Here is a 26424-nt window from a genome sequence, read left to right on the forward strand (position 1 = left end):
CGTCCGGCCTGGCAGGACCGCCGGCCCAGTGGGGACCGGCCCGAGCGGACCGGGGCGCCACGTCGCGATATCGACGACCGCCGACCGCCGCGGACGGCGCAGGACCGGCCCGGTTGGCAAGACCGTCGTCCCGGCGGTGGTCGGCCCACCGACGACGCATCGGAGCGCCGTCCCAGCGGGCCGTCGATCCCCGAGTGGGTCGACGTCCGCGAGCTCGATCCGGCTGTCCGGTCGGCCCTGCGCGGCCTGGACTCCCGCAACGCCGACACGGTCGCCCAGCACCTGGTCGCCGCTGGCGGCCTCGTCGACGACGACCCGGAGCTCGCCCTCCAGCACGCCCGCGCCGCCCGGGACCGTGCCTCCCGCATCGCCGCCGTCCGTGAGGCCGTCGGCGTCGCCGCCTACCACGCCGACGACTTCGCCGAGGCTGCCCGGGAGCTGCGCGCGTACCGGCGGATGAGCGGGGACGAGAGCTACCGCGCCGTCCTGGCCGACTGCGAGCGCGCGCTGGGACGGCCGGACAGCGCGCTTCGACTCGTGTTCGAGGCGCTGGCCCACGACCCGGGCGCGGAGGAGGTCATCGAGCTCCGGCTGGTCGAGTCCGGCGCTCGGCACGACCTCGGCGAGCTGCCGGCAGCGCTGCTGGTGCTCGAGACCGCGCTCGGTGGCCGGCCCACCCCCGTCTCTCTGGGGCACGCCGAGCTCGGCGTGCTGCGGCTCGCGACGGCCTATGCCGACCTGCTCGAGGAGCAGGGCGATGAGGAGCTCGCGGCCGAGTGGTTCGGTGCCATCGCGGCCGCGGACCCCGACGATCTGACCGGTGTCTCCGCCCGCTTCGGAGACGACGTGGACGAGGGCACGGACGACGCCGTCGGTGACACGGATGACGCGGACGACGCCGTCGGTGACACGGATGACGCGGACGACGCCGTCGGTGACACGGATGACGCGCCGCCCGCGCCGTCCGAGGGGACCCACGAGACTCGGGACGACCCGGCGGAAGGACTCGACGAGGACGCCGCTGCCCTCGGCGACGAGGTGCACCCCGACGACATCGAGGCCGAGGTGGCCGAGCTGCTCGGCGAGGCACCGCCGTCGCGTGCGGCGCTGGAGTTCGATCACAGCAGGTTGTTCCAGGAGGCCCCCGGACAGGCGGCCGATCCCGAGCCGGAGCGGGAGGAGCAGCACCCTCCGACAGACTGAGCTGGACCGTCCACACCGGCCGGCGTCGTCCACAGATCCACGGCGGCGCTGGCCGCTGCAGGCCGGTGCGGCGAGGCTCGCGCCATGAGCCTGTCAGTCATCGACCGGAACGACGTCGTGCTGCGTGGACGCCTTTCGGCGCCACCCGAGCTGCGACCCATGCCCAGCGGCGACACCTTGCTGCTGTTCAAGCTCGTGGTGCGTCGCGAGCAGTCACGCCCCCGGGGCGCCAAGTCCGACGTCATTACCTGCGTCAGTTACCTGCCCGCGCTCCAGCGGTACGCCGCGGCGTGGACCGCCGACGACGTGGTGGAGGTGGAGGGCGTCCTCCAGCGGCGCTTCTGGCGCACTCCCACCGGCACGGCCGTGGCCTACGAGGTCAACTGCCGCCGCGGGCGCAAGGTGACGCGCTTTGCCCAGCGGGCGCCCCGATCGGCGTGAGAGCCCTGCTGCCGGCTCAGCCGCCGTGCGGTCGCAGCACCAGCCCGGTGCGCGGCTTCGGCACGAACAGCGTGGACTTGCGGGGCATGCGCGCGCCGGCGCGGGCCACCGCGGCCACGTCCGCCGGCGAGGGGGAGTGCAGCAACACCGCGACCCCGGCCCGCTCCCGGCCCAGCTGCAGCGCTTCGGCGACGTCGTGCGCCACCAACACCGACGCGGGGTCGTCCCGGCGGCCCCACAAGCGGCCGAACAGCCCGTGGTGGGCGAGCACCACGTCCAGCCCGCGCCACGCGGTTGGCGCCTCGGCAGGGATCGCGTCCAGCACCGCGGGTGCGGGCGAGGTCAGCTCGGCGACCCGGGTGCCGTCGGTGACCAGGAAGCCGACGCGGCCGCCGGTCGTCGTCCACCTGTCGACGACGGCCACCACGTCCCCGTCGGCGGGGGTGCGGTCGGACACCTGGAACCCGTCGGCGGCGGTCGCCAGCGCGGTATCCAGGGCCAGGTCGGGCACCACGCGGTGGATCGCCCGCACCTGCAGTCCGCCGGGACCCATCGGCGTGACCAGTGACAGCACGGCCCCGGAGTCGACGTGGCCGCTGCGCTGGTGCTCGCGAGCGGCGGCGAAGCGGTGGTGACCGTCGGCGATGACCGCCCGTGTACCGGCCAGCGCCCGCACGAGGCGGTCCAGCACGGCGGGGTCAGTGACCCGCCACAGCCGGTGGGTGACCCCGTCGGGGTCGGCCACCTGCAGTGTCGGGGCGGACGCCCCGGTCGCCACGGTCAGGGCGGTCACCTCGTCGTCGGGGTCGTGCGCCAGCACGATCGGCTCCAGGTCGGTGTGCGTGGCAGCCAGCAGCGCCCGACGGCCCTCGACCGCCGGGGCGAAGGTGTCCTCGTGCGGCAGGACAGCGCTGGACCCGGACCGGGGCAGGCCGACCGCACCCAGCCAGCCGGTCGTGGGCCCGGACCCGGGCGCGGCCATCTCGTACCGCCACAGTGCGGGCAGGGCGTCGCGGTCGAGGACGCCCTGGTCCAGCCAGTCGCGCAGGGTGCCGGCTGCCGTCTCGGCCGAGCCGGGCCCCACCATCGCCGCGTCCGTTCTCTCGCCGCCTGCGCGCTCGACGTGGGGCAGGATAAGGCGGACGATGTTGTGCGGGTCAGCGGCGGCCAGCCGGTTCCGGCCCGCGGCGGTCACCAGGTCGTAGGCCGGGGAACTCACCCGTGCGAGGTCCGCCGGGTCGTGCTGCCGATAGGTGAGCGCCCGGAACGGTCGGACGTCGAGGCCGCCTGCCCCGGAGGGCGGGTCGGCCGCCGGAGACGGGGGCACGACATCGATGGTAGGAGTGCGCCGGTCGGAAGGTCGGGGCCGCACCCCGTCCGGGCGTCCCGGCCGGTCCTGCGGACGTCCGGGGAGCGGAGGCGTACTGGGGAGGAGCGGCGGTGTCGGAGTCGGAGGAGCCGGAGGGCGGCGTCTACGAGTGGTACCGGCGGGGGCTGAAGCTGCTCACCGACGGTCACCCGGACGCCGCGGCCACCCTGCTGGACCGGGTTGCCGCCGCCGAACCCACGTCCCGCAGCGTGCTGGAGGCACTGGCCCGGGCGCAGTACGACGCCGGCCGGTACCAGGAGGCGATGGGCAGCTTCGGCCGGCTCGTCGCGAGCAACCTGACCGACGACTACGCACACTTCGGTCTGGGGCTCTCCGCCAGCCGGGCCGGTGAGCTCGAGCGCGCCGCCGAGCACCTCGCGCTCGCCGTCGCCATGCGGCCCGACGCCGGCCACTACGCCCGGGCGCTGCGCGGGGTCCGGGCCCGCCGTGGTGCGATCGCCGAGTGACGACCTCGCCGCACGCCCCGATCCATGGACTGCTCCGATGAGCGCCGACCGCGCTCCGGCGTCGCTCGCCGCCGGCACCTCCACGCCGCCGACCCAGGTGTTCGACGTGGCGCTGCTCGACCTCGACGGCGTCGTCTACGTCGGCCCGGCCGCCGTGTCCGGCGTCCCGGAGGTGCTGGGCGAGGCCCGCCGCGACGGGATGCGGCTGGCCTACGTCACCAACAACGCCGCCCGCACGCCGCAGCAGGTTGCGGCGCACCTGACCGAGCTCGGGGTCCCGGCCGAGCCCGGCGAGATCATCACCAGCTCGCAGGCGGCGGCCACGGTCGTGGCCGAGCGGATGGGCCCGGGCGCCCGCGTCCTGGCCGTGGGCGGCCCCGGTGTCGCCGCCGCCCTGACCGCCGCCGGGCTCACGGTCGTCGAACAGGCCGAGGACGAACCGGTTGCCGTCGTGCAGGGCTACGGCCCGGGCGTGGACTGGGCCCAGCTGGCCGAGGCGGTCGTCGCCGTCCGCGGCGGCGCGCGGCACGTGGCCACCAACGCCGACGCCACCATCCCCTCGCCGCGGGGGGTGCTCCCGGGCAACGGAGCGCTTGTCGGGGTGGTGAGCGCCGTCACCGGTCAGCAGCCGCTCGTCACCGGCAAGCCAGACCCGGCCATGCACGCCGAGTGCGTGCGCCGGACCGGCGCCCAGCGTCCGCTGGTCGTCGGGGACCGGCTCGACACCGACATCGAGGGCGCCTCCCGGGCCGGGGCGACCAGCCTGCTGGTGTTCTCCGGCGTCACCGAGCCGGCCGGTCTGCTCGCTGCCGGCCCCCGCCACCGTCCCGACCTGTTGGCCCGGGACGCCGGCGGGCTGCTGACCGCCCATCCGGCGGTCAACGCGGTCAACGGTGGCTGGCGTTGCGGACGCTGGGTGGCCACAGCCGATGGGGAGGACCGGCTGACCCTCGCCCTCGCCGCCGAGGATGGGACGGTCGGCGCGCCCGTGGATGACCTGTACGGGCTCCGGGCCCTGGCGGTGGCGCACTGGGCGCGCACCGGTGAGGAGGCCCGACCGGCCGCGGTGTCAGCCGCCGACGACGACGCCGCCCGGGCCCTGGCCGACTGGGGGCTCGGCGGGCGATGACGACCGTCCGGGCGTACGAGGTGGTGCGGGGCCCGGCGGCCCGAGGGTCAGAGCAGGGAGCGCAGCCGCAGCATGTCGCGCAGCCCGGCCTCCAGCTTCACCCGTCCGCTGGCCCACGCCGGCGTGAAGGAGAGCTCACCGCTGGTCAGCGCGAGCAGGTCGTCGCTGGCCATCGTCAGTCGGATGTCGGCCTTTGGAACCATCGGTCCGTCCGGCACCGCCGTCATGTCGTGCACCGCGCCGGTGGCCAGCCGGCCCCGGACCACCTGGCCCAGGTCGGTCAGCCGGCACGACACCGACCGGTCCAGCCCGCGGGCCGCGTCGGCGGAGGCCAGCTTGCCGACGAAATCCTCCAGGGCGGTCATGCACTGTTCGAGTGTCGCCACGTGCGGGGTGCCCCCTTGTCCGGACCGGTCGCCGACGCTGCGTCCGCGCGGCCGGATCGCGACGCTACCGCCCACCGGACGACCCGGCGCGATCACCGCCGGCGGTCCCCCGACGCCGCCGCGGGATCGAGGATGCGTCGCACCCGGCCGGTAGCCTCCGGCAGGAGCCCGACCGAGGCGCTGAGGCACGCGACGACGCGGAGGAGAACACGATGAGCCAGCCCGCAGGAGTCCGTCCGGTGCCCGGTCCGCCGCCGGTCCCGCCCGCACCGCCGGCCGGGCTGGCCCCGGACGCGTCCGAGTCCGCTCCTGTGGCTGCTCCCCAGACGCCGGCTGACCTGGCTGACCTGGCTGACCGTCCGGTTGTCGAGCACGTCGCGGTGTTCGAGGCCGAGCACGACCGGCTGCGGCGTGAGCTGTCGACCATCGACCAGCTCTGATGGCCCGACGCAGCAGGCTCGACGCCGAGCTCGTGCGGCGCGGGCTGGCCCGCTCACGCGAGGACGCCGTCGCCCTGATCTCCGAGGGCAGGGTGCTGGTATCCGGTCAGGCGGCCACCAAGCCCGCCACCGGGGTCGAGGCCGACACTCCGGTCGTCGTCCGCACCGACCCCGACCGGCCACGCTGGGTCTCCCGTGGCGCCCACAAGCTGCTGGGTGCCCTGGCGGCGTTCCCGGTCGAGGTCGCCGGCCGCCGGGCACTGGATGCCGGCGCGTCCACCGGTGGCTTCACCGAGGTGCTGCTGAGCCGGGACGTCCGTGAGGTGGTCGCGGTCGACGTCGGCTACGGCGAGCTCGCCTGGTCCTTACGCACCGACGAGCGGGTGGTCGTGCACGAGCGCACCAACGTGCGGGAACTGACCCCGGAGGGCATCGGCGGTCCGGTCGACCTGGTGGTGGCCGACCTGTCGTTCATCTCGTTGCGCCTGGTTCTGCCCGCGCTCACCTCCTGCACCCGGCCCGACGCCGACCTGGTGCCGATGGTCAAGCCGCAGTTCGAGGTCGGCCGGCAGCGGCTGGGTGCCGGCGGGGTGGTCCGCTACCCCGGGCTGCGCGCCGAGGCGGTGCTCACCGTGGCCCAGGCGGCCGCCGAACTCGGTTGGGGCACCGCCGGCGTGGTGGCCAGCCCACTGCCGGGCCCGGCCGGCAACGTGGAGTTCTTCCTGTGGCTGCGCCGGGACGCCCCACCCCCGGAGCACACTGACGTCGATCGAGCAGTCGAGGAGGGGCCACGGTGAGCGAGCTCGCGAGGTCATCCAGATGTCCAGCCCGTCGGGCACCGCGCCGACGGGCGCCGGCGAGGAGAACATGTGAGTGAGCTTGCGAGCTCACCGACGAGCACAGCAGCGCCGCGAACGCGGTCGACGAGCGCCACCGAGGAGAACATGTGAGTGAGCTTGCGAGCTCACCGACGAGCACAGCAGCGCCGCGAACGCGGTCGACGAGCGCCAGCGAGGAGAACACGTGAGCGACTGCACCCCGCCGTCCGATCAGCCGTCGTCCGGTCCGACGACCCGACGGGTGCTGCTCGCCGTGCACACCGGCCGCGTTGACATCGTCGAGCTCGCCCGCGCCTCCGCAGAGCGGCTGGCCAAGGCCGGGATCGTGGTGCGGGTCCTGGACGACGAGTCGGAGGCGCTGGCCATTCCCGACGCCGAGGTGTGCGCCTTCGGGCCGGAGGCCGCCCAGGATGCCGAGATCGTGCTGGTGTTCGGCGGCGACGGGACCTTCCTGCGCGCCGCCGAACTGGGCCGCGCCACGAACGCCGCGCTGGTCGGGGTGAACCTGGGCCGGGTCGGCTTCCTCGCCGAGACCGAGCCGGAGTCCATCGAGGACATGCTGACGGCCGTGGAGGCCTGCCACTACGAGGTGGAGGAGCGCCTGACCATCGAGGTGTCGGTGCTGGACGCCACCGGGCTGCGCACCGGCGGCACCTGGGCCCTCAACGAGGTGTCGGTGGAGAAGGTGGAGCGCTCGCGGGTCCTGGACGTCGTGCTCGCCATCGACGGTCACCCGCTGACCAGCTTCGGCTGCGACGGCATCCTGTGCGCCACGCCCACCGGGTCGACGGCCTACGCCTTCTCCGCCGGCGGCCCGGTCATCTGGCCCGACGTCGACGCGCTGCTGGTCGTGCCCACCAACGCCCACGCCCTCTTCGCCCGGCCGCTGGTCACCTCACCGACGTCGGTGCTCACCGTCGCGGTGCCGCCGGACGGGACCAGGGCGCGGGTCTCGGCCGACGGACGCCGGATGGTCGACGTGCCCGAGGGCGGTCGCGTCGAGGTCCGCCGCTCCGACCGGCCGGTCCGCATCGCCCGGGTCAACCCCACCGCGTTCGGCGACCGGCTGGTGGCCAAGTTCGGGCTGCCGGTCCGCGGCTTCCGAGACGCTCGGTCGCACGGTCCCGGGCACGAGGCGCCCACCTCCGGGTGCAACGTGCTCGACCGCGACATCACGACCGCCCACGGCGTCATCGGCGCCGGGGAGGAGGCGGTGACCGGTGGCGACCCGGATGGCGGGGCGTGAGCCCGCGACCCGGGCGGCGCCGAGGACAGCCGCGCCCGCCCGCCGCCCTGCGTCCGAGGGCGCCGAGTCCGAGGGCGCCGAGTCCGAGGGCGCCGAGTCCGAGGGCGCCGAGTCCGAGGGCGCCGAGTCCGAGGGCGCCGAGTCCGAGGGCGCTGTGTCCCACGGTGTCCGGCCCCAGGGCGTCGTCCGCAACGGTGCCCTCGCCGAGCTGCACATCCACGGCCTCGGGGCGATCGACGACGTCACGCTGGAACTCGGCCCGGGACTGACGGTGGTCACCGGGGAGACCGGCGCCGGCAAGACGATGGTCGTCACCGGGCTGACGTTGCTCTTCGGCGGCCGCGCCGACCCCGGCCGGGTCCGGGCCGGCGGGCGCGCCGGCGTCGAGGGGCGCCTGGTACTGCCGGCCGACTCACCGGTCTGGGCGCGCGCTGCCGACGCCGGCGCGGAGCCCGACGAGGACGGCGCCCTGATCCTGGCCCGCACGGTGAGCGCCGAGGGTCGCTCCCGGGCGCACCTGGGCGGCCGCAGCGTGCCGGTCGGGGTGATCGCCGAGCTCGCCGAGGACCTGCTCGCCGTGCACGGCCAGACCGACCAGCTGCGGCTCACCCGCCCGGCCGAGCAGCGCCGCGCACTCGATCGCTACGCCGGCCCCGCCCACCTGGGCCTGCTGGAGGAGCACCGCGTCGCGTACGCCCGCTGGCGGCAGCTGGCCGACGACCTGGACCGCCGGCGCAGCCAGGCCCGTGAGTTGGCACAGACCGCCGACGTCCTGCGGCACGGGCTGGAGGAGATCTCCGCGGTGGCGCCGGAACCGGGGGAGGACGAGGCGCTCGACGCCCAGGCCGCCCGGCTCGGGGACGCAGATGCCCTGCGCGCTGCCGCCGACGAGGCCCGGCTGTCGCTGGTCGGCGACGTGACCGGCGACCTCGGCGGAGGGGAGTTCCCGCAGGACGCCACCACGTCGCTGGCGGTCGCCGAACGGGCTCTGGCCGGCTCCAACGACCCGGCGCTCGTCCTGCTGGCCCAGGACCTCGCCGACGCCGTCGCCGTGGTGTCCGACGTCGCCGTCCAGCTGGCCGGGTACGTGGCCGACCTGGACGCCGATCCCGCGCGGCTGGCCGAGGTGCTCGACCGGCGGGCCGTGATCACCGCCCTGGTCCGCAAGTACGCCGACGCGGGGGAGGGGCTGGCCGGGGTACACGCGTGGGCCGCCGAAGCCGCGGACCGGCTGTCCCAGCTCGACGTCTCCGACGAGGCGCTGGAGGCGCTCACCGTCGCCCGGGACGCCGCGCGGGCGGAACTCGCCGAGCTGTCCGCCCGGGTGACCGTGGGCCGGACGGCCGCGGCCGAGGGGTTCGCGGCCGAGGTCGGCACGGAGTTGGCCGGCCTGGCGATGAAGAGCGCCCAGGTGTCCTTCCGCATCGACAGCGACCCCGGGCACCCCGGCCCCGAGGGTGTCGACGAGGTGGCGCTGCTGCTCTCCCCGCACCCGGGCGCGCCGCCCCGGCCAGTCCACAAGGGCGCGTCCGGCGGCGAGCTCTCCCGGGTGATGCTGGCCATCGAGGTCGTCTTCGCCGGCGCCGACCCGGTGCCGGTCATGGTGTTCGACGAGGTCGACGCCGGCGTGGGCGGTCAGGCCGCCGGCGAGATCGGACGCCGGCTGGCCCGGCTGGCCCGCGACCACCAGGTCGTCGTGGTCACCCACCTCGCCCAGGTCGCCGCGTTCGCCGACAACCACCTGGTCGTCGACAAGTCACCGGACACCGCGCAGGGTGTCACCGCCACTGACATCCGCGCCGTCGCCGGCGAGGACCGGGTGCGCGAGCTGGCCCGGATGCTGTCCGGTCTGACCGACAGCGACACCGGTCAGGCACACGCCCGGGAGCTGCTGGCCGTCGCCACCGACGGGCGCTGACCGGGGGGCCGTAACGGTCCCCTCCAGGCGTTCTTGAGCTCGCTGGGGTTCGGCGAAGTCGGCCCCGTCCCGGGCTTCCCTGAGCTGGCGAAGGGATGCGGGACGGGGTCCTTCTGCTTCTTCAGCGCCGCTTGGCGTACCCGGCCAGCCCGAACTGCAGCAGTGCCAGCCCGCGCTCGCCCCGGGTCTGCAGCTCCGCGACCAGCTCCGGGCCCGACGCCCCGGCCAGGACCCGGTCGCGGGCGTGCTCCATGAGCGCCGAGTACAGCCCCAGCACCGAGTTGGCCGCCAGCCACGGCTCGAGGACCCCCTCCGCCGGGCGCGTCTCCACGGTGATCTGCTCGGCCAGGGCGTCGGTCAGTGTGCCGAGGATCTCCCGTTCCCGCGCCTGCAGGATGCGACTGCCCCGCACCACCCGGGCCATCTCCGCGACGCCGGTGGCCGCCGCCGGTGAGCCCAGTTGGCTGATCGCCGTCACCACGAACGCGCCCGCTGCCGCGGCCACCGACTCCCCGGCCGGGCGGCGGCGGACCGCCTCCACCAGCGCGGCCCGCATCGGCGGGTCGGCCTCGAAGACCAGCCCCTCCTTCACCGGGAAGTGGTTGAATACCGTCTTCTCCACCACGCCGGCGCGCTGGGCGATCTGCTGCACGCTGACGGCGTCGAAGCCGCGCTCGCTGAACAGCGCCGCGGCGGCGTCCACGATCGCCTCGCGGGTCTGCTGGTGGCGCACCTCCCGTTTGTTGGGCCCCCGCCGGGCCCGTCGACGCCCCAGCCGGCGCGGTGCCGGCTCGGCGGGCGCCTGCGCCGGCCCCTGGTCAGCGGCCGGCGGCGCGGTGTCGGTCGCCGCGCGCACGCCCGCCTCGGCGACAGCGGGGACGCTCGGCTCGTCCTCGGGCTCGACCGCCGGCTCGGGAACCGGAACGGCCCGCACCGCGAACTCCACGACCTGCGCCGTCGCCGCCGGCTCGGAAAGCTCGGCGCCCGATTCCCTGGGATCGGCGCCGGGAGAGGCCGCGTCGGGCGCGGCGTCCGAGGCCGCGTCGTCGGCGACGTCGCCGGCCGGGTAGTCGGCCACCACGTTGCCCAGGACAGTCGCTGTACGCCGGCGAGCGGCGGCCCCTGCAGTCACAGCAGCCACGCTAGTGACGGACCGGTCAGCCCCCCGGGCAGGAACGCTGAGGGCGGGTCCGGCGTGTCGGTTGCGAGTCGGTGTCGGTCACCCTGCGTGTTCAAGCGGCCACTGGTGCGCGTCCTCGATCAGCCGCCCGGACCTCCGTGGGAGCATCGCGCCCATGCGCATCGGCACCGTGCGGCGCGGGAGAGCGTCCGAGACGGAACCCGGGGTGACCGGCACCGTCCGAGTGGACCGCCGAACGAAGAACCTCACCAAGCGGCTGCGGCCCGGGGACATCGCGGTCATCGACCACGTCGACGTCGACCGGGTCAGCGCGGACTCGCTGGTCGCCTGCAAGGTGGGGGCGGTGGTGAACGCCGCCTCGAGCATCTCCGGGCGGTACCCCAACCTCGGCCCCGGCATCCTGGTCGCCGCCGGCATCCCACTCCTCGACGGCGTCGGCAAGGACGTGCTCGCCCAACTCAAGGAGGGCGTCCCGGGCCGGCTGGAGGGCAACCAGCTCTTCGTCGGCGACCAGGTCGTCGCCGAGGGCGTCCGGCAGAACGAGGAGACCATCGCCGTTGCGATGACCGAGGCGCGCGCCGGGCTGTCGGCCCAGTTGGAGGCCTTCGCCGCCAACACCATGGAGTACATGAAGCGCGAGCGCGCGCTGCTGCTCGACGGTGTCGGCGTTCCTGACGTGACCACCCAGATCGAGGGCCGGCACGTACTGGTCGTCGTCCGGGGATACGACTACAAGGAGGACCTCCAGGCGCTGCGGCCCTACATCCGTGACTACCGGCCGGTGCTGATCGGTGTCGACGGCGGGGCGGACGCGCTCAAGGAGGCCGGCTACCAGCCGGACATGATCATCGGCGACATGGACTCGGTCAGCGACTCCGTGCTGCGCTGCGGGGCAGAGGTGGTCGTGCACGCCTACCCCGACGGGCGGGCGCCCGGGCTCCAGCGGGTCACCGACCTCGGCGTGGAGGCCATCACCTTCCCGGCGGCGGCCACCAGCGAGGACATCGCCATGCTGCTCGCCGACGAGAAGGGCGCCACGCTCATCGTCGCCGTCGGGACGCACGCCACGCTGGTCGAGTTCCTCGACAAGGGCCGGGGTGGCATGGCCTCGACCTTCCTCACGAGGCTGCGGCTGGGCGGCAAGCTGGTCGACGCCAAGGGCGTCAGCCGGCTGTACCGCAGCCGCATCTCCACCCTGGCCTTGGTGCTGCTCGTGTTCGCCGCGCTGGCCTCCATCGTCGCGGCCCTCGCGGTGTCCACGGCCGGCCGCATCTACTTCGACCTGCTCGTCGACCAATGGGACAGCTTCGTGTTCTGGCTGGAGAACCTCTTCGCGTGATCGACTTCCGGTACCACCTCGTCTCGCTGATCGCGGTCTTCCTGGCCGTGGCGCTGGGCATCGTCATCGGCACGACCCAGCTCAACGGCCCGTTGACGACCAACCTGCAGGGGCAGGTCAGCAACCTGCAGCAGGACAAGCGGGAGTTGGAGGGCCAGACCCAGCAGTTGCAGAGCCGGCTCAACGACGTCGGCGGCTTCGAGGAGGCCGTCGGTCCGACTCTCGTGCAGAACACCCTCGCCGACCGCAGCGTCGTGCTGGTCATCGGCAACAACGACGTCCCGGCCGACGTGGTCGAGGGCATCACCGCGCTGCTGGGCGCCGCGGGGGCGACCGTCACCGGCAGCGTCCGGCTGACGTCGGACTACAGCGACCCGCAGAGCGAGACCAACCTGCAGGGCTACCTGGCCGGCCCCGGCCTGCCGCCGGGCGTCACCCTGCCTCCCGACACCGAGGACACCGGGAAGATGGTCGCCTCCGTGCTCGCCCAGGTCCTGATGGTGCCCGGCGCCGGCGACGCCGGAGCCGGCACGACGCCGGACCAGACCGCCACCTCCTCGGTGCTGGCCGGGCTGGAGGAGCTGGGCGCGCTCAGCTCGGACACCTCCTCGGTCAGCCCGGCCGACTTCGCGGTCTTCCTCACCGCCGGCGCCTTCCCCAGCCAGGACGCCGAGGCCCGCAACGCCAGCCTCGTGCAGCTGGTGACCGCGCTGGACCGGCAGGGCTCCGGGGCGGTCGTGGCCGGGGACACCGCATCGACCGGGGACGGCGGCCTGGTCGCGGCCATCCGCGGCGACGCCACCGTGAGCCCGGCGGTGTCCACCGTCGACAACGTCGACACGGCCGCCGGCCGGGTCAGCACGGTCCTGGCCGCGGCCGCCGAGGGACGCGACACCTCCGGCGCCTACGGCACCGGCGAGGACGCCCAGCCCGTCCCGCCCCCCGCGCGGTGACCGCCGGGCGGCGGCTGACGCCCCAGCGCCGACTGGCCCTCGCCGCCGGCGGCGCCCTCGCCGCCCGCGCGGGCCTGGCCGCGGCTGCGGGCATCGCCGTCGGCCCGGCCGGGCAGCGGTGGGCGCGTACCAACTACGCCCGGCGGCCGGTGACCCTGCTCGGCGGGCCCGTGCTCGCCGCGGCAGCCACCGGTTCGGCGGTGCTCGGTGCCCCGGCCGGCACCCGCGCCGCCGTCGTCGTCGTCGGCACCGTCGCCGGCCTGGTCGGCGGCTACGACGACCTGGCCGGCGCCCGACCCGAACAGGCCGGGGACAAGGGCCTGGCCGGGCACCTGGCCGCCCTGCGGGCCGGCCGGGTCTCGGCCGGCGCGGTGAAGATCGCCGGCATCGGCGCAGCCGCCGCGGTCGCCGCGGTCCTCACCCGCCGCGGCACCGGTGCAGGCGCGTTGGTCGACGGCGTGCTCACCACCGGCCTCGTCGCCGGGACGGCGAACCTGCTCAACCTGCTGGACCTGCGGCCCGGCCGGGCCGCCAAGATCACCGTGCTGCTGGCCTCGGCCACCCTCGGCGGGCCGGCCGGCGGGCTGTCCGCCGGACCGCTCGGTGCTGCGCTCGGCGTGCTGCCGGCCGACCTCGGGGAACAGGTGATGTTGGGCGACTGCGGCGCCAACGCGGCCGGCGCGCTGCTGGGGCTCCGGCTGGCAGCGCTGCCCAGCCGGGCCGGCCGGGCCGGGCTGCTGGGCGTGGTCACCGCGCTCACCCTGGCCAGCGAGAAGGTCAGCTTCACCCGGGTGATCGAGTCCACCCCCGGCCTGCGGAAGTTCGACCGGCTCGGCCGACGCACCCCGTGAGCGAGCTCGCGAGCCCGCGCAGCCGGGCGTTGCGCGGCGTCGCGGCCGCGGCGGTGCTGATCTCGGTGCTCACCCTGCTGGCCCGGGTCACCGGGTTCGGCCGCACGCTGGTCTTCACCAACGCCGTCGGCGCCGGCAGCACCGCGGACACCTACGTGGCGGCCAACAACGTCCCCAACATCGTGTTCGAGGTGGTGGCCGGGGGAGCGCTGGCCAGCCTCGTCGTCCCCATGCTCGCCGGTGGCATTGCCGCCGGGGACCGCGAGCAGGTCCGCCGCACCGCCTCCGCGCTGCTGGGCTGGACGCTGCTGGTGCTCCTGCCACTGGCAGCACTGCTGGCCCTGTTCGCCGCCCCGATCGCCGCTGGACTGCTCGGTGCCGGCGGGATCGACCCCGCGAAGGTCGCCCTGGCGGCCCGATTTCTTGTCGTCTTCGCCCCGCAGGTCGTGCTCTACGGGATCGTCGTCGTGCTCACCGGCGTGCTGCAGGCACACCGCCGCTTCGCCGGGCCCGCCGTGGCGCCGCTGCTGTCCTCGGTCGTGGTGGCCGGCGCCTACCTGCTCTTCGCCGGCATCGGTGGGGACCGGTCGGTCGACGGATTGTCCCTGCCTGCGGAGCTCGTGCTCGGTGTGGGGACGACGCTGGGCGTGCTCGCCCTGGCACTGGCCCTGGTGCTGCCCCTGCGGCGGCTGCGGCTGGGCCTGCGGCTGAGTCTGCGCTTCCCGGTCGGCGCCGCACCGCGCGTGCGGCGGCTGGCCGTGGCCGGTGTGCTCACCCTGGCCGGACAGCAGCTGGTCGCCGTGGTCGCCATCCGGCTGGCCAACGACGCCGCCCCGGTCGGCACCCAGACGATCTACTTCGCCGCGATGACGGTGTTCCTACTGCCCTGGGCCGCCCTCGCCGTGCCGCTGGCCACCTCCGCCTACCCGGGCATGAGCGAGCGCGCAGCGGTGGGCGACGAGGCCGGCTACCAGCGGGCGCTCGCCCCGGCCGCCGTGCTCACCGTGGTCGCCTCCGCGGTCGCCGCCGCCGGCCTGGTCGCCGTCTCCGGACCGCTGGCCCGGGTGTTCCTCGCCTCGGTGACCGAGCGGGAGCGGGCGGTCGCCCTCGCGCCCACGATCGCCGCCTTCGCGCCGGGGTTGCTCGGCTACGGATTGGTCGCGCTGCTGTCCCGGGCGCTGTACGCCCGCGGCCTGTGGCGGGCGCCGACGGCCTGCGTGGCCGGCGGCTGGCTCGTCGCGGTGGCCGCGGACCTGGTCCTGGCCCAGCTGGTCCCGGCCGCCGACCGGGCGACCGCACTGGGCGCCGGACACAGCATCGGCGTCACCGTCGCCGGAGCCGCCCTGCTGGTCGTCGTCCGGCGCACCGCCGGCGCCGGTGCGCTTGCCGGCCTCGCGCGCACCGGCCTGGCCGCCCTGGTGGCCGGTGCGCTCGCCGGCGCCGCCGGACTGTTCGCCGCCCGGACGCTGGGCGCGCAGCCGGTCCCCGAGGGCAGCGTGCTCGCTGCGATCGGGACGGGGATCGTCGCCGGTGGCGTCGTGCTGGTCGTCGCCGCGGCGGTCATGATGGGCACCGCGCGGGGGCCGCTGCGGACGGCGGTACAGGAACTCCGTTCGACCGAGGGCGCGAGCAGGCAGCAGGAGGTGGCTGGTGGCTGAGCAGCAAGAGCGGCCGCTGGCCGGCCGGCGGGTGGCGGAGGTGCTGGCGACCAGCACCGGCGGGGTGGGCACCCACCTGCGCTCGGTGCTCCCGTCCCTGGGGGCCGCCGGCGCCGCCGTGCGGGTCTGCGGGCCGCAGGCCACCGAGAAGCTCTTCGGCTTCACCGGCACCGGCGCGGCCTTCCGGCCGGTCGGCATCTCCGCCGGCCTCGCGCCGCTGGCCGACCTGCGGGCGGTGCTGGTCCTGCGCCGGGTCACCGCGGGCGCCGACCTCGTGCACGCCCACGGGCTGCGCGCCGGCCTGGTCGCCGCGGCCGCCCGGCGGCTGGCGGGGGAGCGGGCTCAGCCGCTGGTGCTCACCCTGCACAACGCCCTGCCCGAGGGCGGCGGCCTGCGCCGTCGGGCGCTGCAGGCTGCCGAGGCGGCCACGATCCGCGGCGCGGACATGGTGCTCGCGGCGTCGGCGGACCTGGCCGCGAACGCCCGCCGGCTCGGTGCCCGCGACGTCCGGGTCGCCCCGGTCTCGGCCCCCGCCCTGCCGGTGGCCCGGCGGAGCCGCGCCGAGGTGCGCCGCGAGCTCGGTCTGCACGGCGACACGCGACCGGTGGTGGTCGCCGTCGGCCGGCTGCACCCGCAGAAGGGCTACGACGTCCTGCTGGCCGCCGCGGCCCGCTGGGCGGCCGAACCCGTTGCCCCGCTGGTGGTCATCGCCGGCGCCGGCCCGCTGCACGATGCGCTGGCCGAGCAGGTCCGGGCCCAGGAGCTGCCGGTCCGGCTGCTGGGCCGGCGCACCGACGTCGCCGACCTGCTCGGCGCCGCCGACGTCTGCGTGCTGCCCTCGGTGTGGGAGGCCCGGTCGTTGACCGCCCAGGAGGCGCTGCGGGCGGGCATTCCGCTGGTGGCCACCCGGGTCGGCGGGATCCCCGAACTGGTCGGGACGGCGGCGGACCTGGTGCCCGCCGGGGACCCCGTCGCGCTCGCCGACGCGGTCACCGCCGTCCTCGGCGACCCGGTGCGCTCCGCCCGGTTGGCGGCCGCCGGGCCCCGCCGGGCCGCCGAGTGGCCGGACGAGGCGGCCACGGCCCGCCAGCTCGTCGCGGTCTACCGCGAGCTGCTCGGTCCGCCGGGCGGACCCGGCCGGTGAGCTCCGTCCGGCGGCTGGCCGGCCTCCTGCTGACCGTCCTGGCCGTGCTGGGGCTCGCCGGGCCGGCCGCGGCCGCGGACGGCTCCACCAACGACTGGCGCGCCGACCGGGTGCTCGTGATCGGCGTGCCCGGCCTGGCGTGGTCCGACCTGGACCCGGCCCGCACCCCGGCCCTGTGGGCGCTGGCCGACGGTGCGGCGATCGGCGCCCTGTCGGTGCGCGCCGCGCGGTCGACCACCTGCCTGCTCGACGGCTGGGCCACCCTCGGGGCGGGCAACCGGGCGCGCTTTCCCGGACCGGCCCAGCCGATCCCGCCGGTACCGGTGGACGACGCCGCGGCGCCGGTGCCCGTGGTCGACGCCTCGCTGTCCTACTGCGGGCTGCAGGAGCAGGTGGCCTCGCTCGGGCTGCACGACCCGCCGGCCGCGCTGGCCCGGGTCGCGGAGGACGACGCGACCGTCCGGTTCGGCGCCGAACCGGGTGCGCTCGGGGACGCCGTCGGGTGCGCCACCGTGATCGGGCGCGCGGCCTCCCTCGCGGCGGCCGGCCCGGACACCACGCTCGACCTCCGGGACGCCCTGCCCTCGACCGTTGCCGAGACCACGCCGCTGCTGAACGGCTGCCCGCTGACCCTGGTGTCCCTCGACCAGCTCACCGACGCCGGCCGGCCCGGCCCCGAGCAGACCGACACCGGCACCACCCCGGTCGCCCGGGAGGAGGCGCTGGCCGACCTGGACGCGAAGGTCGGGCAGCTGGTGGCGGCCACGGCCGCCCTGCCCGACACCCTGCTGCTGGTGGTCGGGCTCTCCGAGGTCAACGACGGCCGACCGCAGCTGCACGTGGGCCTGGCCGCCGGCACCGGTACCGGGGCCGGGTGGCTCACCTCGGCGAGCACCGGTCGGGTCCCGTTCTTCCAGCTCATCGACGTGGCGCCGACCGTGTTGCGGGCCCTGGGGATCGAGCAGCCGGCCTCCATGAACGGCCAGCCGGTCACCGCGACCGCCGACCGCCCCGCGCTCCCCGAGGCGCTCGCACTGTTGCACGACGCCAACATCCGGGCCACCAGCCACTACCGCAGCACCGGGAAGGCGTTCTGGACGCTGGTGGCCGCCAACGCGGCGCTCGTCGCAGCCGGCGTCCTGGTGCTCGGGATCTCGGCCCGGGTACCGGCGCGCGGCGGACGCCGGGCGCGGGTGCGGCTGCGGGCCGCCTGCCTGGCCGCCGCGGCGCTGCCGGTGGCGACCTACCTGGCCGACCTGCTGCCCTGGCAGGACGCCGGCTCGCCACGCTGGGCACTCGTGGCAGCGGTGGTCGCGGCCGATCTGGTCGTCGCCGCGGTGGCCGGCCTCGGCCCCTGGCGCCGACGGCGGATCGGCCCGGCGCTGGCCGTCCTGGTCCTCACTCTCGGTACGGTCGTGGGCGACGTGCTCACCGGGTCGCACCTGGAGCTCGACGGCCTGCTCGGCTACGACGCGATCGTGGCCGGCCGGTTCGTCGGCTACGGCAACCTGACGTTCGGGCTGTTCTCGGTCAGCGCGCTGCTGCTCACCGCGGCCGCCGCGGCGGCGTTGGCCCGCCGCGGCCGGACCGGCACCCCCCACGCGGACGACCAGGTGCCCCGCCGCCGCTGGCTGCTGCCCGTGCTGCTGGCCGGCGGGCTGGCCGTGGTGCTCATGGGCGCCCCGTCGCTGGGCCGGGACTTCGGCGGCGTGCTCGCCGCGGTGCCCGGCTTCGGAGTGCTGGGGATGCTGCTGGCCCGTATCCGGGTGACCGTCGTCCGGCTGGTCGCGGTGCTGGCCACGGCGGTCGCCGTGGTGACCGTCGTGGCCGTCCTGGACTGGCTGCGCCCGGCAGCCGAGCGCAGCCACCTGGGCCGCTTCGTCGCCCAGGCGCTGGACGGGCAGGCCTGGACGGTGGTGCTGCGCAAGGGCCAGGCGAACCTGTCCATCCTGGTCGGCAGCTCGCTGTCCTGGATGCTGCCGGTGGCGCTGGTCGCCGCGGTCTGGCTGCTGCGCCCCGGCGGGCGGCTGCGCAGCCGGCCCGGGCGCGGCCCGGCGGGGCTGCCGGCCGCCGACGCCCGGGTGCTGCGCGCCGGGCTGACCGCCGCGGCGCTCAGCCTGGCAGTGGGCGCGGCGGTCAACGACTCCGGTGTCGCACTGCCGGCCACTGCGGCCACGCTCCTGGTGCCGCTGCTGATCTGGCTGGCCGCGGGCGACCGGTCGGGGGCCCGTGGGGACGACGGCGTGGGGCAGGGCACCCCCGGTTCGACCCCGGGTGGGAGCGCAGGCCGTGTTAGCGTGAGCGTCCGTGGGTCGACTGGCTGAAGCTCGTGATCGCGGAAACCGCTCCAACGTGCACCTCCCCAACTCCCAGCCGACGAAGTTCGTCTTCGTCACCGGCGGCGTCGTGTCGTCGCTCGGGAAGGGCCTGACCGCCAGTTCGCTGGGCGCGCTGCTGTCCAGCCGCGGGCTGCGGGTGACCATGCAGAAACTGGACCCGTACCTCAACGTCGACCCCGGGACGATGAACCCGTTCCAGCACGGCGAGGTCTTCGTAACCGAGGACGGCGCGGAGACCGACCTGGACATCGGGCACTACGAGCGGTTCCTGGACACCGACCTGACCGGCCGGGCCAACGTGACCACCGGGCAGGTGTACTCCGACGTCATCGCCGCGGAGCGGCGCGGGGAGTACCTGGGTGACACCGTGCAGGTCATTCCGCACATCACCAACGAGATCAAGTCCCGGATCATGGCGGTCACCACCGACGAGGACGCAGCGCGCATCGACGTGGTGATCACCGAGATCGGCGGGACGGTCGGTGACATCGAGTCGCTGCCGTTCCTGGAGGCTGCACGCCAGGTGCGGCACGAGATCGGCCGGGACAACTGTTTCTTCCTGCACATCTCGCTGATCCCCTACATCGCACCCTCCGGGGAACTGAAGACCAAGCCGACGCAGCACTCGGTGGCGGCGCTGCGCAGCATCGGCATCCAACCCGATGCGCTGGTCTGCCGGTCCGACCGGGACATCAGCGACGGGCTCAAGCGCAAGATCAGCCTGATGTGCGACGTCGACGCCGACGGGGTCATCTCCTGCCCCGACGCCCCGTCGATCTACGACATCCCGAAGGTGCTGCACCGGGAGGGCCTGGACGCCTACGTCGTCCGCCGGCTGGGGCTGCCGTTCCGGGACGTCGACTGGACGGTGTGGGGCGATCTGCTCGACCGGGTGCACGCACCGAAGCAGACGGTGACCGTGGCGCTGGTCGGCAAGTACATCGACCTGCCGGACGCCTACCTGTCGGTCACCGAGGCGCTGCGGGCCGGCGGGTTCGCCCACCGCTCCCGGGTGCAGATCCGCTGGGTCCCCTCCGACGACTGCCAGGTCCCCGAGGGCGCCGCGGCGGCGCTGGCCGGGGTGGACGGCGTCTGCATCCCCGGCGGCTTCGGCGTCCGCGGCATCGAGGGCAAGCTGGGCGCCATCCAGCACGCCCGGGTCAACGGCATCCCGACCCTCGGGCTGTGCCTGGGCCTGCAGTGCATGGTCATCGAGGCCGCCCGCGACCTGGCCGGGATTGCCGACGCCAACTCCTCGGAGTTCGACCCGGACACCGAGCACGCCGTCATCGCCACCATGGCCACCCAGCTCGACGTGGTCGCCGGGCACCGCGACATGGGCGGCACCATGCGGCTGGGCAGCTACCCGGCCAGCCTGCAGAAGGGCTCGGTCGTGGCCGGCGCCTACGGCGCCACCGAGATCACCGAGCGGCACCGGCACCGCTACGAGGTCGCCAACGCCTACCGCGACCAGTTGTCGGCGGCCGGTCTGCTGTTCTCCGGCACCTCGCCGGACGGCACGCTGGTGGAGTTCGTGGAGCTGCCCGCCGACGTCCACCCGTTCTTCGTCGGCACCCAGGCCCACCCCGAGCTCAAGAGCCGCCCGACCCGGCCACACCCGCTGTTCGCCGCGTTCGTCTGCGCCGCGATCGGCTACCAGGATGCGGCCCGGCTCCCGGTGCCGGTCGAGGGCGAGAAGGTCGGGATCTGATGCCGGACAACGAGCCGCACGAGTACCAGGTTTTGGCCACGGAGCAGATCTACGACGGTCGGGTCATCTCGCTGCGCCGGGACACCGTCGCCATGCCCGGCGGCGGCGACAGCGTGCGCGAGGTGGTCCACCACCCCGGCGCGGTCGGCGTCGTCGCGCTGGACGACGAGGGCCGGGTGGTACTGCTGCGCCAGTACCGGCACCCGATCGGCGAGCACCTGTGGGAGCTGCCCGCGGGCCTGCGCGACGTCGACGGCGAGCCGCCCCTGGAGACCGCCCGCCGCGAACTGGCCGAGGAGGTCCAGCTCGCGGCCGAGCGGTGGTCGCTGCTGGCCACGCCGTACTCGACGCCCGGGTTCTGCGACGAGATGGTGCTGGTCTACCTGGCGGAGGGGCTGACCGAGGTCCCGCTGCCCGACGGGTTCACCGTCGAGCACGAGGAGCTGGACATGACCGTCGAGCGGGTGCCGCTGGCCGACGCCGTCCAGCAGGTCTTCGACGGCACGATCCGCAACGCCCTGGCCGTGATCGGCGTCCTGGCCGCCGCCCAGGCCAAGGCAGTAGCCCCGCGGCTGCGCCCGGTCGACGCTCGTTGACTTCCCCCTCCCGCCCGGCCCGCTGACTTCCCCCTCCCGACCGGCCCGCCGAGCGGGCCTGGCAGGGTGTAGCGGTGCTCACACATGACCAGGCCCTGACCCTGCTCGCGGCCGCCGGCGCCGAATCCGACCAGCTGGGCATCCCGATGTCCTTCGCCGTGATGGACCCCTACGGCCACCTGGTGGCGCTGGCCCGGATGGACGGCGCCCCGTGGATCTCCGCCGAGGTCGCCCAGGGCAAGGCGTGGACGTCAGCGGCGTACGGCATGCCCAGCGCCGGCCAGAAGTCGAAGATGGACCCGCTGCCGAACTTCGCCACCGCGCTGACCGGGATGACCCACGGCAAGTTCACCCCGCAGCCCGGCGCGGTGCCGGTCTTCGACGGCGGGCAGCTGATCGGCGCGCTCGGCGCCAGCGGCGGCACCGGCCAGCAGGACGAGGACGTCTGCTCGGCCGCCGTCCGGTCCGCGGGTCTCTCCACCGCCGCGAGCTGACCTCAGCCGACCGTCGTCTCCGGCAGCAGCCGCAGCCCGAGTCGGGCGAGTTCGAGCCCGGCCAGCGCCCGGACCGCCGCCGGGTCCCCGGCCCGCCAGCCGGCTCCGGTCCCGGTCGGCAGCCCGGCCAGCGCCGGCAGGGGAGCGGTGGCCAGCGCCCGCGCGGCGAGCAACTCCAGGTCGGGGGCGTCCAGCCGGCGGTCGGCCATCAGCCGGTCGGCCGCCCGGGCCTCCCGCGCCCAGCGCAGCCGCCACGGCAGCCAGCGCAGCAGCATCCAGCCGACCGGCAGCACGACCAGCACGACCGCGAGCACGGTAGCCAGCGTCGCCACGGCGTCCTGGCTGCCCTGGCCGGCGCCGGCCACCGAGCTTCCGGCCCGGCCGAGCGCGGCCAAGGGGTCGGCCAGCTCATCGCCGACCACCGGGACGTCGCCGGCCGCGCCGGCCGCGGAGTCCATGCTGTCGGCGATCGAGCGGCCGAGGCCCTCCACTGCCCGGCCCGGGTCGGCCAGCACCAGCACGGCCCCGTGCACGACCCGGGCGACCAGGACCCACAACACCGTCCAGGCGAGCAGGCCGACGTCGGCGGCCAGCTGCCGCGCGCGTCGGTCGGGGCGGTCGGCGTACAGGCGCATGGAGGAACTCCCGGGGGTCGACGGACCGGCCGGGAGGTCCCGCACGGCGTCCCCGGCATCGTCGGTCACCGGGCCCGCCCCGGCAGCGCGACCGGCCGAGTCCTCCGCTCACCCGCGCGGGTCCGCCCCGCGTGCCTAGACTCCGCCCCGAGGTCGGCCCCGACCGGGCCGGCCCACGACACGGCGACGCTGCCGGCACGACCGGGGCGCCCGCCGAGACCAGGAGACGAGCACGATGCGGATCGGGGTCCCTCGAGAGGTCAAGAACCGGGAGTACCGGGTGGCACTCACCCCGGCCGGGGTGCACGAGCTGGTGCGCGCCGGGCACGAAGTGCTGGTCGAGCAGGGAGCCGGCGAGGGGTCGTCGATCCCCGACGCCGACTTCGCCGGCGCCGGTGCCTCGATCGCGGCCACCGCGGACGACGTGTGGGGCGCCGCCGACCTGCTGCTCAAGGTCAAGGAGCCGGTCGCCGAGGAGTACGGCCGGCTGCGGGCCGACCAGACGCTGTTCACCTACCTGCACCTCGCGGCGTCCAAGGAGTGCACCGACGCGCTCGTCGAGTCCGGCACGACCGCGATCGCCTACGAGACGGTGCAGACGGCCAACGGTGCGCTGCCGCTGCTGGCGCCGATGTCGGAGGTCGCCGGCCGGATGGCGCCACAGGTCGGGGCGCACTCCCTGGAGCGGGCGCACGGCGGCCGCGGGGTGCTGCTCGGCGGGGTTTCCGGCGTCTACGCCGGAAAGGTCGTCGTCATCGGCGCCGGGGTCTCCGGGATGAACGCCGGGGCGATCGCGCTGGGGATGCAGGCCGAGGTGATCGTGCTGGACCGCGACGTGGACAAGCTGCGCGGCGCCGATCGCATCTACCAGGGCCACCTGCAGACGGTGACGTCGAACGCCTACGAGGTGGAGCGGGCCGTGCTGGACGCCGACCTGGTCATCGGCGCGGTGCTGGTCCCCGGGGCCAAGGCACCCACCCTGGTCAGCAACGAGCTGGTCAGCCGGATGAAGCCGGGCTCCGTTCTCGTCGACATCGCCGTCGACCAGGGCGGCTGCTTCGAGGACACCCGCCCCACCACGCACGACGACCCGACCTTCCGGGTGCACGGGTCGGTCTTCTACTGCGTGGCCAACATGCCCGGCGCCGTTCCGAACACCTCCACCCACGCCCTGACCAACGTGACCCTGCCGTACGTGATGGCGCTGGCCAACGAGGGGACGGCGGCGGCGGTCCGGACCGACCGGGCGCTGGCCCGCGGGGTCAACGTGGTGGGCGGCCAGGTCCTGCTCCCCGAGGTGGCCGCGGCTCACGGCATGACGGCCGTGCCGCTCGCGGAGGTGTTCTCCTGACGGCCCCCCCACAGCGTTCGCCCCGCCCCACCGCCCCGGCCGGGCCCCGCGTCGACCGGGTCGTCACCGGTTACCTCGACCACCTCCTGGTCGAGCGGGGCCTGGCGGCCAACACCATCTCCTCCTACCGCCGCGACCTGCGCCGGTACGTGGAGTTCCTCGAGGCCGCCGGGGTGCGCGGGCTGGGGGAGGTCGCCGACAGCGACGTCGCGGGCTTCCTCACCGCGCTCCGGCAGGGGGACGACGACCACCCGCCGCTGTCGACCACGTCGGCGGCCCGCGCGGTGGTCGCCGTCCGCGGGCTGCACCGGTTCGCCCTGCTCGACGGGCTGGTCAGCGACGACGTCGCCGCGGAGGTGAAGCCACCGGCGCCCGCCCGCCGGCTGCCCAAGGCCATTCCGGTGGAGTCGATCGAGGCGCTGATCGCGGCTGCCGGGGCGGTGGACGGGCCGCGCGGGCTGCGCGACCGGGCGCTGCTGGAGCTGCTCTACGGCACCGGCGCCCGCATCTCCGAGGCCGTCGGGCTGGCCGTCGACGACCTCGATCCGGCGTCGGCGGCGGTGCGGCTGGCCGGCAAGGGCGGCAAGGAACGCATCGTCCCGGTGGGCAGCTACGCCGTCCGGGCGGTGGAGGAGTACTTGGTGCGGGCCCGCCCGGCGCTGGCCGCCGCGGGGCGCAGTCGCACGCGCGGCGCGCTGTTCCTCAACGCCCGCGGTGGAGCGCTGACCCGGCAGAGCGCCTGGTCGATCCTGCGCACGGCCGCCGAGCGGGCCGGTCTCACCGCCGAGGTGTCGCCGCACACCCTGCGGCACTCCTTCGCCACCCACCTGCTCGACGGCGGCGCCGACGTCCGCGTCGTCCAGGAGCTGCTCGGCCACGCCTCGGTGACCACCACGCAGGTGTACACGCTGGTCACCGTGGAGCGGCTGCGCGAGGTCTACGCCACGAGCCACCCCCGCGCGCTGCGCTGAGCGGGCGGTCGGGTCAGCGGACCTCGGGGAGCGAGGGCCAGCGACATGTGGCCCACTGGCCCCAGGAGGCGTACCCGGCCGGGAGCGCGGCCGGTGCCGCGCCGCCAGTTTCCGGCCGTCGGGCACCTCGAACTGGGCGCGCCACCACTCGAGTTCCGCCGGCCTCAGCTCGACCTCGCCCGGAACGCTCACCGATCCTCCCAGGGAGCGGGCGGCCGCCGGCATGGAACCCGGCGCGCCGAGCCGGTCCCGGTCGGCAGAGAGCCTGCCGAGAAGAGGAGGAGAGCGCCGGTCCGGCGCGGCGAGCCTCCCTCGACCGCCGGTTCGCGCTCCCTAGCGTGATCACCGAACGGACCGCACCAGGGAAGGCCGGAGACGATGTCGACACGAGCCGAGGCGGCGGCGTCCGCCGTCGCGCTCCCGTCCCAGGGGGGCTTCGCCGGCGGCGAGATGGGTGCCCCCACAAGCCGGGTCGACCCCGCCCGGGCGCGGCAGCGGAAGCTGCCCGACCCCAAGCCCCTGGACCGGCACGGGCCGGCCCGGATCATCGCCATGTGCAACCAGAAGGGCGGCGTCGGCAAGACGACGTCGACCATCAACCTGGGTGCCGCGCTGGTCGAGCAGGGCCGCCGGGTGCTGCTGATCGACCTGGACCCGCAGGGAGCGCTCTCGGTCGGCCTCGGCATCCCGGCCCAGCAGCTGGACCGCACGATCTACAACGCGCTGATGGAGCGGAACACCACGCTCGCCGATGTCCGGCTGCCCACCCGGGTGCCCGGCCTGGACCTGGTGCCCAGCAACATCGACCTGTCCGCCGCCGAGGTGCAGCTGGTCAGCGAGGTGGCCCGCGAGCAGACCCTGATGCGGGTGATCGCCAGCGTGCGCAACGACTACGACTACGTGCTCATCGACTGCCAGCCCTCGCTCGGGCTGCTCACCGTCAACGCGCTGACCGCCGCCCAGGGCGTCATCATCCCGCTGGAGTGCGAGTACTTCTCGCTGCGCGGGGTGGCCCTGCTGGTCGACACGATCGACAAGGTCAAGGAGCGGCTGAACCCGAGCCTGGCCATCGACGGCATCCTGGCCACGATGTACGACACGCGGACCGTGCACTGCCGCGAGGTGTTCAGCCGGGTCGTCGAGGCCTTCGGCGACACCGTCTACCAGACCGTCATCCAGCGCACCGTGCGCTTCCCCGAGACCACCGTCGCCGGTCAGCCGATCACCACCTGGGCGCCCACGTCCGGTGGCGCCGCTGCCTACCGCGACCTCGCCAAGGAGGTCCTGGCCCAGTGACACGACGCCCAGTCCTGCCGGGCGCCGCCGAGCTGTTCCGCCGCACCGACGTGCCGGCGACCCAGTCCACGCCGGTCACCGAGCTGTCCACCCTCGCCGCCGCCCAGGCCTCCCCGGCATTGCGCAGCGCTGCCACCGCCGCGGAATCGGCCGCCGGCATGCCACTCTCGCTCGTGCCGGCTCGGGCGCTCGACGACCTGTCGACGCTCCGGTCCGCGCTGCCCGCCCCTGCGCACCGCCCCGCGCCCGGGCCGTCCGACAGCGGCCGCGCCCGGCACGCCGAGAAGATCACCGTCTACTGCTCGGCCGAGGAACTGCTGGCCCTGGAGTCCGCGCGCCTGACGCTGCGCGGTCAGCACCGCGTCGTCGCCGACCGCGGCCGCATCGTGCGGGAGGCCATCGCCGTCCTGCTCGCCGACCTCGACGAGCACGGCGAGGACTCGGTCCTGGTCCGGCGGCTGCGCCGCGGGTAGCGGCCGATCGTGTCGGTAGTGGCCTCTACCGTGC

25 protein-coding genes are annotated in these 26424 nt (G+C 75.3%); 21 read left to right on the forward strand and 4 right to left on the reverse strand.

From position 1 onward, the window contains the following. Both BLW04_RS26615 and BLW04_RS09315 read left to right on the forward strand, forming a co-directional pair. Positions 1-1203, forward strand: a 1203-nt coding sequence (locus BLW04_RS26615; RefSeq protein WP_091539138.1) for a tetratricopeptide repeat protein, incomplete at its 5' end; no start/stop codon positions are given. 84 nt (positions 1204-1287) lie between these two features. Further along, positions 1288-1644 (forward strand): single-stranded DNA-binding protein, encoded by a 357-nt coding sequence (locus tag BLW04_RS09315; protein ID WP_091539141.1) that lies wholly within the window; start codon positions 1288-1290, stop codon positions 1642-1644. 16 nt (positions 1645-1660) lie between these two features. Here the strand turns inward: BLW04_RS09315 and BLW04_RS09320 are convergent, their stop codons facing one another. Then, positions 1661-2971: a DUF1015 domain-containing protein gene (locus BLW04_RS09320; protein WP_175483977.1), complete on the reverse strand. Its 1311-nt coding sequence runs from the start codon at positions 2969-2971 to the stop codon at positions 1661-1663. A 113-nt stretch (positions 2972-3084) separates the two neighbouring features. On the opposite strand from BLW04_RS09320, the gene BLW04_RS09325 reads away from it, so the two are divergent. Together BLW04_RS09325 and BLW04_RS09330 are read left to right on the forward strand one after the other, a co-directional pair. Beyond that, positions 3085-3480 (forward strand): tetratricopeptide repeat protein, encoded by a 396-nt coding sequence (locus BLW04_RS09325; RefSeq protein ID WP_091539147.1) that lies wholly within the window; start codon positions 3085-3087, stop codon positions 3478-3480. Between the two features lie 37 nt (positions 3481-3517). Beyond that, the gene (locus tag BLW04_RS09330) at positions 3518-4609 is read left to right on the forward strand and encodes an HAD-IIA family hydrolase (protein WP_091539151.1); all 1092 of its coding nucleotides are present in this window, start codon (positions 3518-3520) and stop codon (positions 4607-4609) included. Between the two features lie 47 nt (positions 4610-4656). Here BLW04_RS09330 and BLW04_RS09335 read toward each other — a convergent pair whose 3' ends face one another. Next, positions 4657-4974, reverse strand: coding sequence for an alkyl sulfatase C-terminal domain-containing protein (locus BLW04_RS09335; RefSeq protein WP_254781212.1), 318 nt, complete (start codon positions 4972-4974; stop codon positions 4657-4659). A gap of 233 nt (positions 4975-5207) precedes the next feature. On the opposite strand from BLW04_RS09335, the gene BLW04_RS09340 reads away from it, so the two are divergent. The 4 genes from BLW04_RS09340 to recN all read left to right on the forward strand — a co-directional run bounded on the left by BLW04_RS09340 (position 5208) and on the right by recN (position 9438). Next, complete coding sequence (locus BLW04_RS09340) at positions 5208-5435, forward strand: hypothetical protein (protein WP_139306791.1); 228 nt, start codon at positions 5208-5210, stop codon at positions 5433-5435. Further along, positions 5435-6232, forward strand: coding sequence for a TlyA family RNA methyltransferase (locus BLW04_RS09345; RefSeq protein WP_091539158.1), 798 nt, complete (start codon positions 5435-5437; stop codon positions 6230-6232). The genes BLW04_RS09340 and BLW04_RS09345 overlap by 1 nt, the downstream gene beginning before the upstream one ends. Before the next feature lie 226 nt (positions 6233-6458). Continuing rightward, positions 6459-7520, forward strand: coding sequence for an NAD kinase (locus BLW04_RS09350; RefSeq protein WP_091539160.1), 1062 nt, complete (start codon positions 6459-6461; stop codon positions 7518-7520). After that, the gene (gene recN / locus BLW04_RS09355) at positions 7495-9438 is read left to right on the forward strand and encodes a DNA repair protein RecN (protein ID WP_254781213.1); all 1944 of its coding nucleotides are present in this window, start codon (positions 7495-7497) and stop codon (positions 9436-9438) included. The genes BLW04_RS09350 and recN overlap by 26 nt, the downstream gene beginning before the upstream one ends. A 121-nt stretch (positions 9439-9559) precedes the next feature. On the opposite strand, the gene BLW04_RS09360 is transcribed toward recN, so the two are convergent. Further along, positions 9560-10570: a TetR/AcrR family transcriptional regulator gene (locus BLW04_RS09360; RefSeq protein WP_091539165.1), complete on the reverse strand. Its 1011-nt coding sequence runs from the start codon at positions 10568-10570 to the stop codon at positions 9560-9562. 214 nt (positions 10571-10784) lie between these two features. Between BLW04_RS09360 and steA the strand changes: the two genes are divergently transcribed. From steA to BLW04_RS09405, 9 genes are all read left to right on the forward strand, one after another. Beyond that, positions 10785-11918 (forward strand): putative cytokinetic ring protein SteA, encoded by a 1134-nt coding sequence (gene steA, locus BLW04_RS09365; RefSeq protein ID WP_254781214.1) that lies wholly within the window; start codon positions 10785-10787, stop codon positions 11916-11918. After that, a complete protein-coding gene (locus BLW04_RS09370) occupies positions 11915-12871 on the forward strand; it encodes a copper transporter (RefSeq protein WP_091539171.1) in 957 nt (318 codons plus the stop codon). Before steA ends, BLW04_RS09370 begins: the two co-directional genes overlap by 4 nt. Further along, complete coding sequence (locus tag BLW04_RS09375) at positions 12868-13722, forward strand: hypothetical protein (protein ID WP_254781215.1); 855 nt, start codon at positions 12868-12870, stop codon at positions 13720-13722. Before BLW04_RS09370 ends, BLW04_RS09375 begins: the two co-directional genes overlap by 4 nt. After that, positions 13719-15380, forward strand: a complete 1662-nt coding sequence (murJ, locus tag BLW04_RS09380) for a murein biosynthesis integral membrane protein MurJ (RefSeq protein ID WP_254781216.1) — start codon at positions 13719-13721, stop codon at positions 15378-15380. The genes BLW04_RS09375 and murJ overlap by 4 nt, the downstream gene beginning before the upstream one ends. Next, complete coding sequence (locus BLW04_RS09385; protein ID WP_091539175.1) at positions 15373-16524, forward strand: glycosyltransferase family 4 protein; 1152 nt, start codon at positions 15373-15375, stop codon at positions 16522-16524. Before murJ ends, BLW04_RS09385 begins: the two co-directional genes overlap by 8 nt. After that, positions 16521-18848, forward strand: a complete 2328-nt coding sequence (locus BLW04_RS09390) for a hypothetical protein (protein WP_091539178.1) — start codon at positions 16521-16523, stop codon at positions 18846-18848. The genes BLW04_RS09385 and BLW04_RS09390 overlap by 4 nt, the downstream gene beginning before the upstream one ends. Before the next feature lie 28 nt (positions 18849-18876). Beyond that, positions 18877-20574, forward strand: a complete 1698-nt coding sequence (locus BLW04_RS09395; RefSeq protein WP_091539180.1) for a CTP synthase — start codon at positions 18877-18879, stop codon at positions 20572-20574. Beyond that, complete coding sequence (locus BLW04_RS09400; protein ID WP_091539183.1) at positions 20574-21170, forward strand: NUDIX domain-containing protein; 597 nt, start codon at positions 20574-20576, stop codon at positions 21168-21170. Before BLW04_RS09395 ends, BLW04_RS09400 begins: the two co-directional genes overlap by 1 nt. 74 nt (positions 21171-21244) lie before the next feature. Beyond that, positions 21245-21664 (forward strand): GlcG/HbpS family heme-binding protein, encoded by a 420-nt coding sequence (locus BLW04_RS09405; RefSeq protein WP_091539187.1) that lies wholly within the window; start codon positions 21245-21247, stop codon positions 21662-21664. Positions 21665-21666: 2 nt separating this feature from the next. On the opposite strand, the gene BLW04_RS09410 is transcribed toward BLW04_RS09405, so the two are convergent. Then, positions 21667-22368, reverse strand: a complete 702-nt coding sequence (locus BLW04_RS09410; RefSeq protein ID WP_254781217.1) for a hypothetical protein — start codon at positions 22366-22368, stop codon at positions 21667-21669. Positions 22369-22534: 166 nt separating this feature from the next. On the opposite strand from BLW04_RS09410, the gene ald reads away from it, so the two are divergent. From ald to BLW04_RS09430, 4 genes are all read left to right on the forward strand, one after another. Then, on the forward strand, positions 22535-23650 hold the full coding sequence (gene ald / locus BLW04_RS09415; protein ID WP_091539190.1) for an alanine dehydrogenase: 1116 nt from the start codon (positions 22535-22537) through the stop codon (positions 23648-23650). After that, positions 23647-24621, forward strand: coding sequence for a site-specific tyrosine recombinase XerD (gene xerD, locus BLW04_RS09420; RefSeq protein ID WP_091539441.1), 975 nt, complete (start codon positions 23647-23649; stop codon positions 24619-24621). Before ald ends, xerD begins: the two co-directional genes overlap by 4 nt. Before the next feature lie 450 nt (positions 24622-25071). After that, positions 25072-25917 carry a ParA family protein gene (locus BLW04_RS09425; protein ID WP_217630960.1) on the forward strand — a complete coding sequence of 282 codons (846 nt, stop codon included), beginning with the start codon at positions 25072-25074 and terminating at the stop codon, positions 25915-25917. After that, positions 25914-26390 carry a hypothetical protein gene (locus BLW04_RS09430; RefSeq protein WP_091539197.1) on the forward strand — a complete coding sequence of 159 codons (477 nt, stop codon included), beginning with the start codon at positions 25914-25916 and terminating at the stop codon, positions 26388-26390. The genes BLW04_RS09425 and BLW04_RS09430 overlap by 4 nt, the downstream gene beginning before the upstream one ends. The last annotated feature ends 34 nt before the right edge of the window (positions 26391-26424 follow it).

This window comes from Modestobacter sp. DSM 44400 (assembly GCF_900107175.1).
Taxonomy (GTDB): Bacteria; Actinomycetota; Actinomycetes; order Mycobacteriales; family Geodermatophilaceae; genus Modestobacter.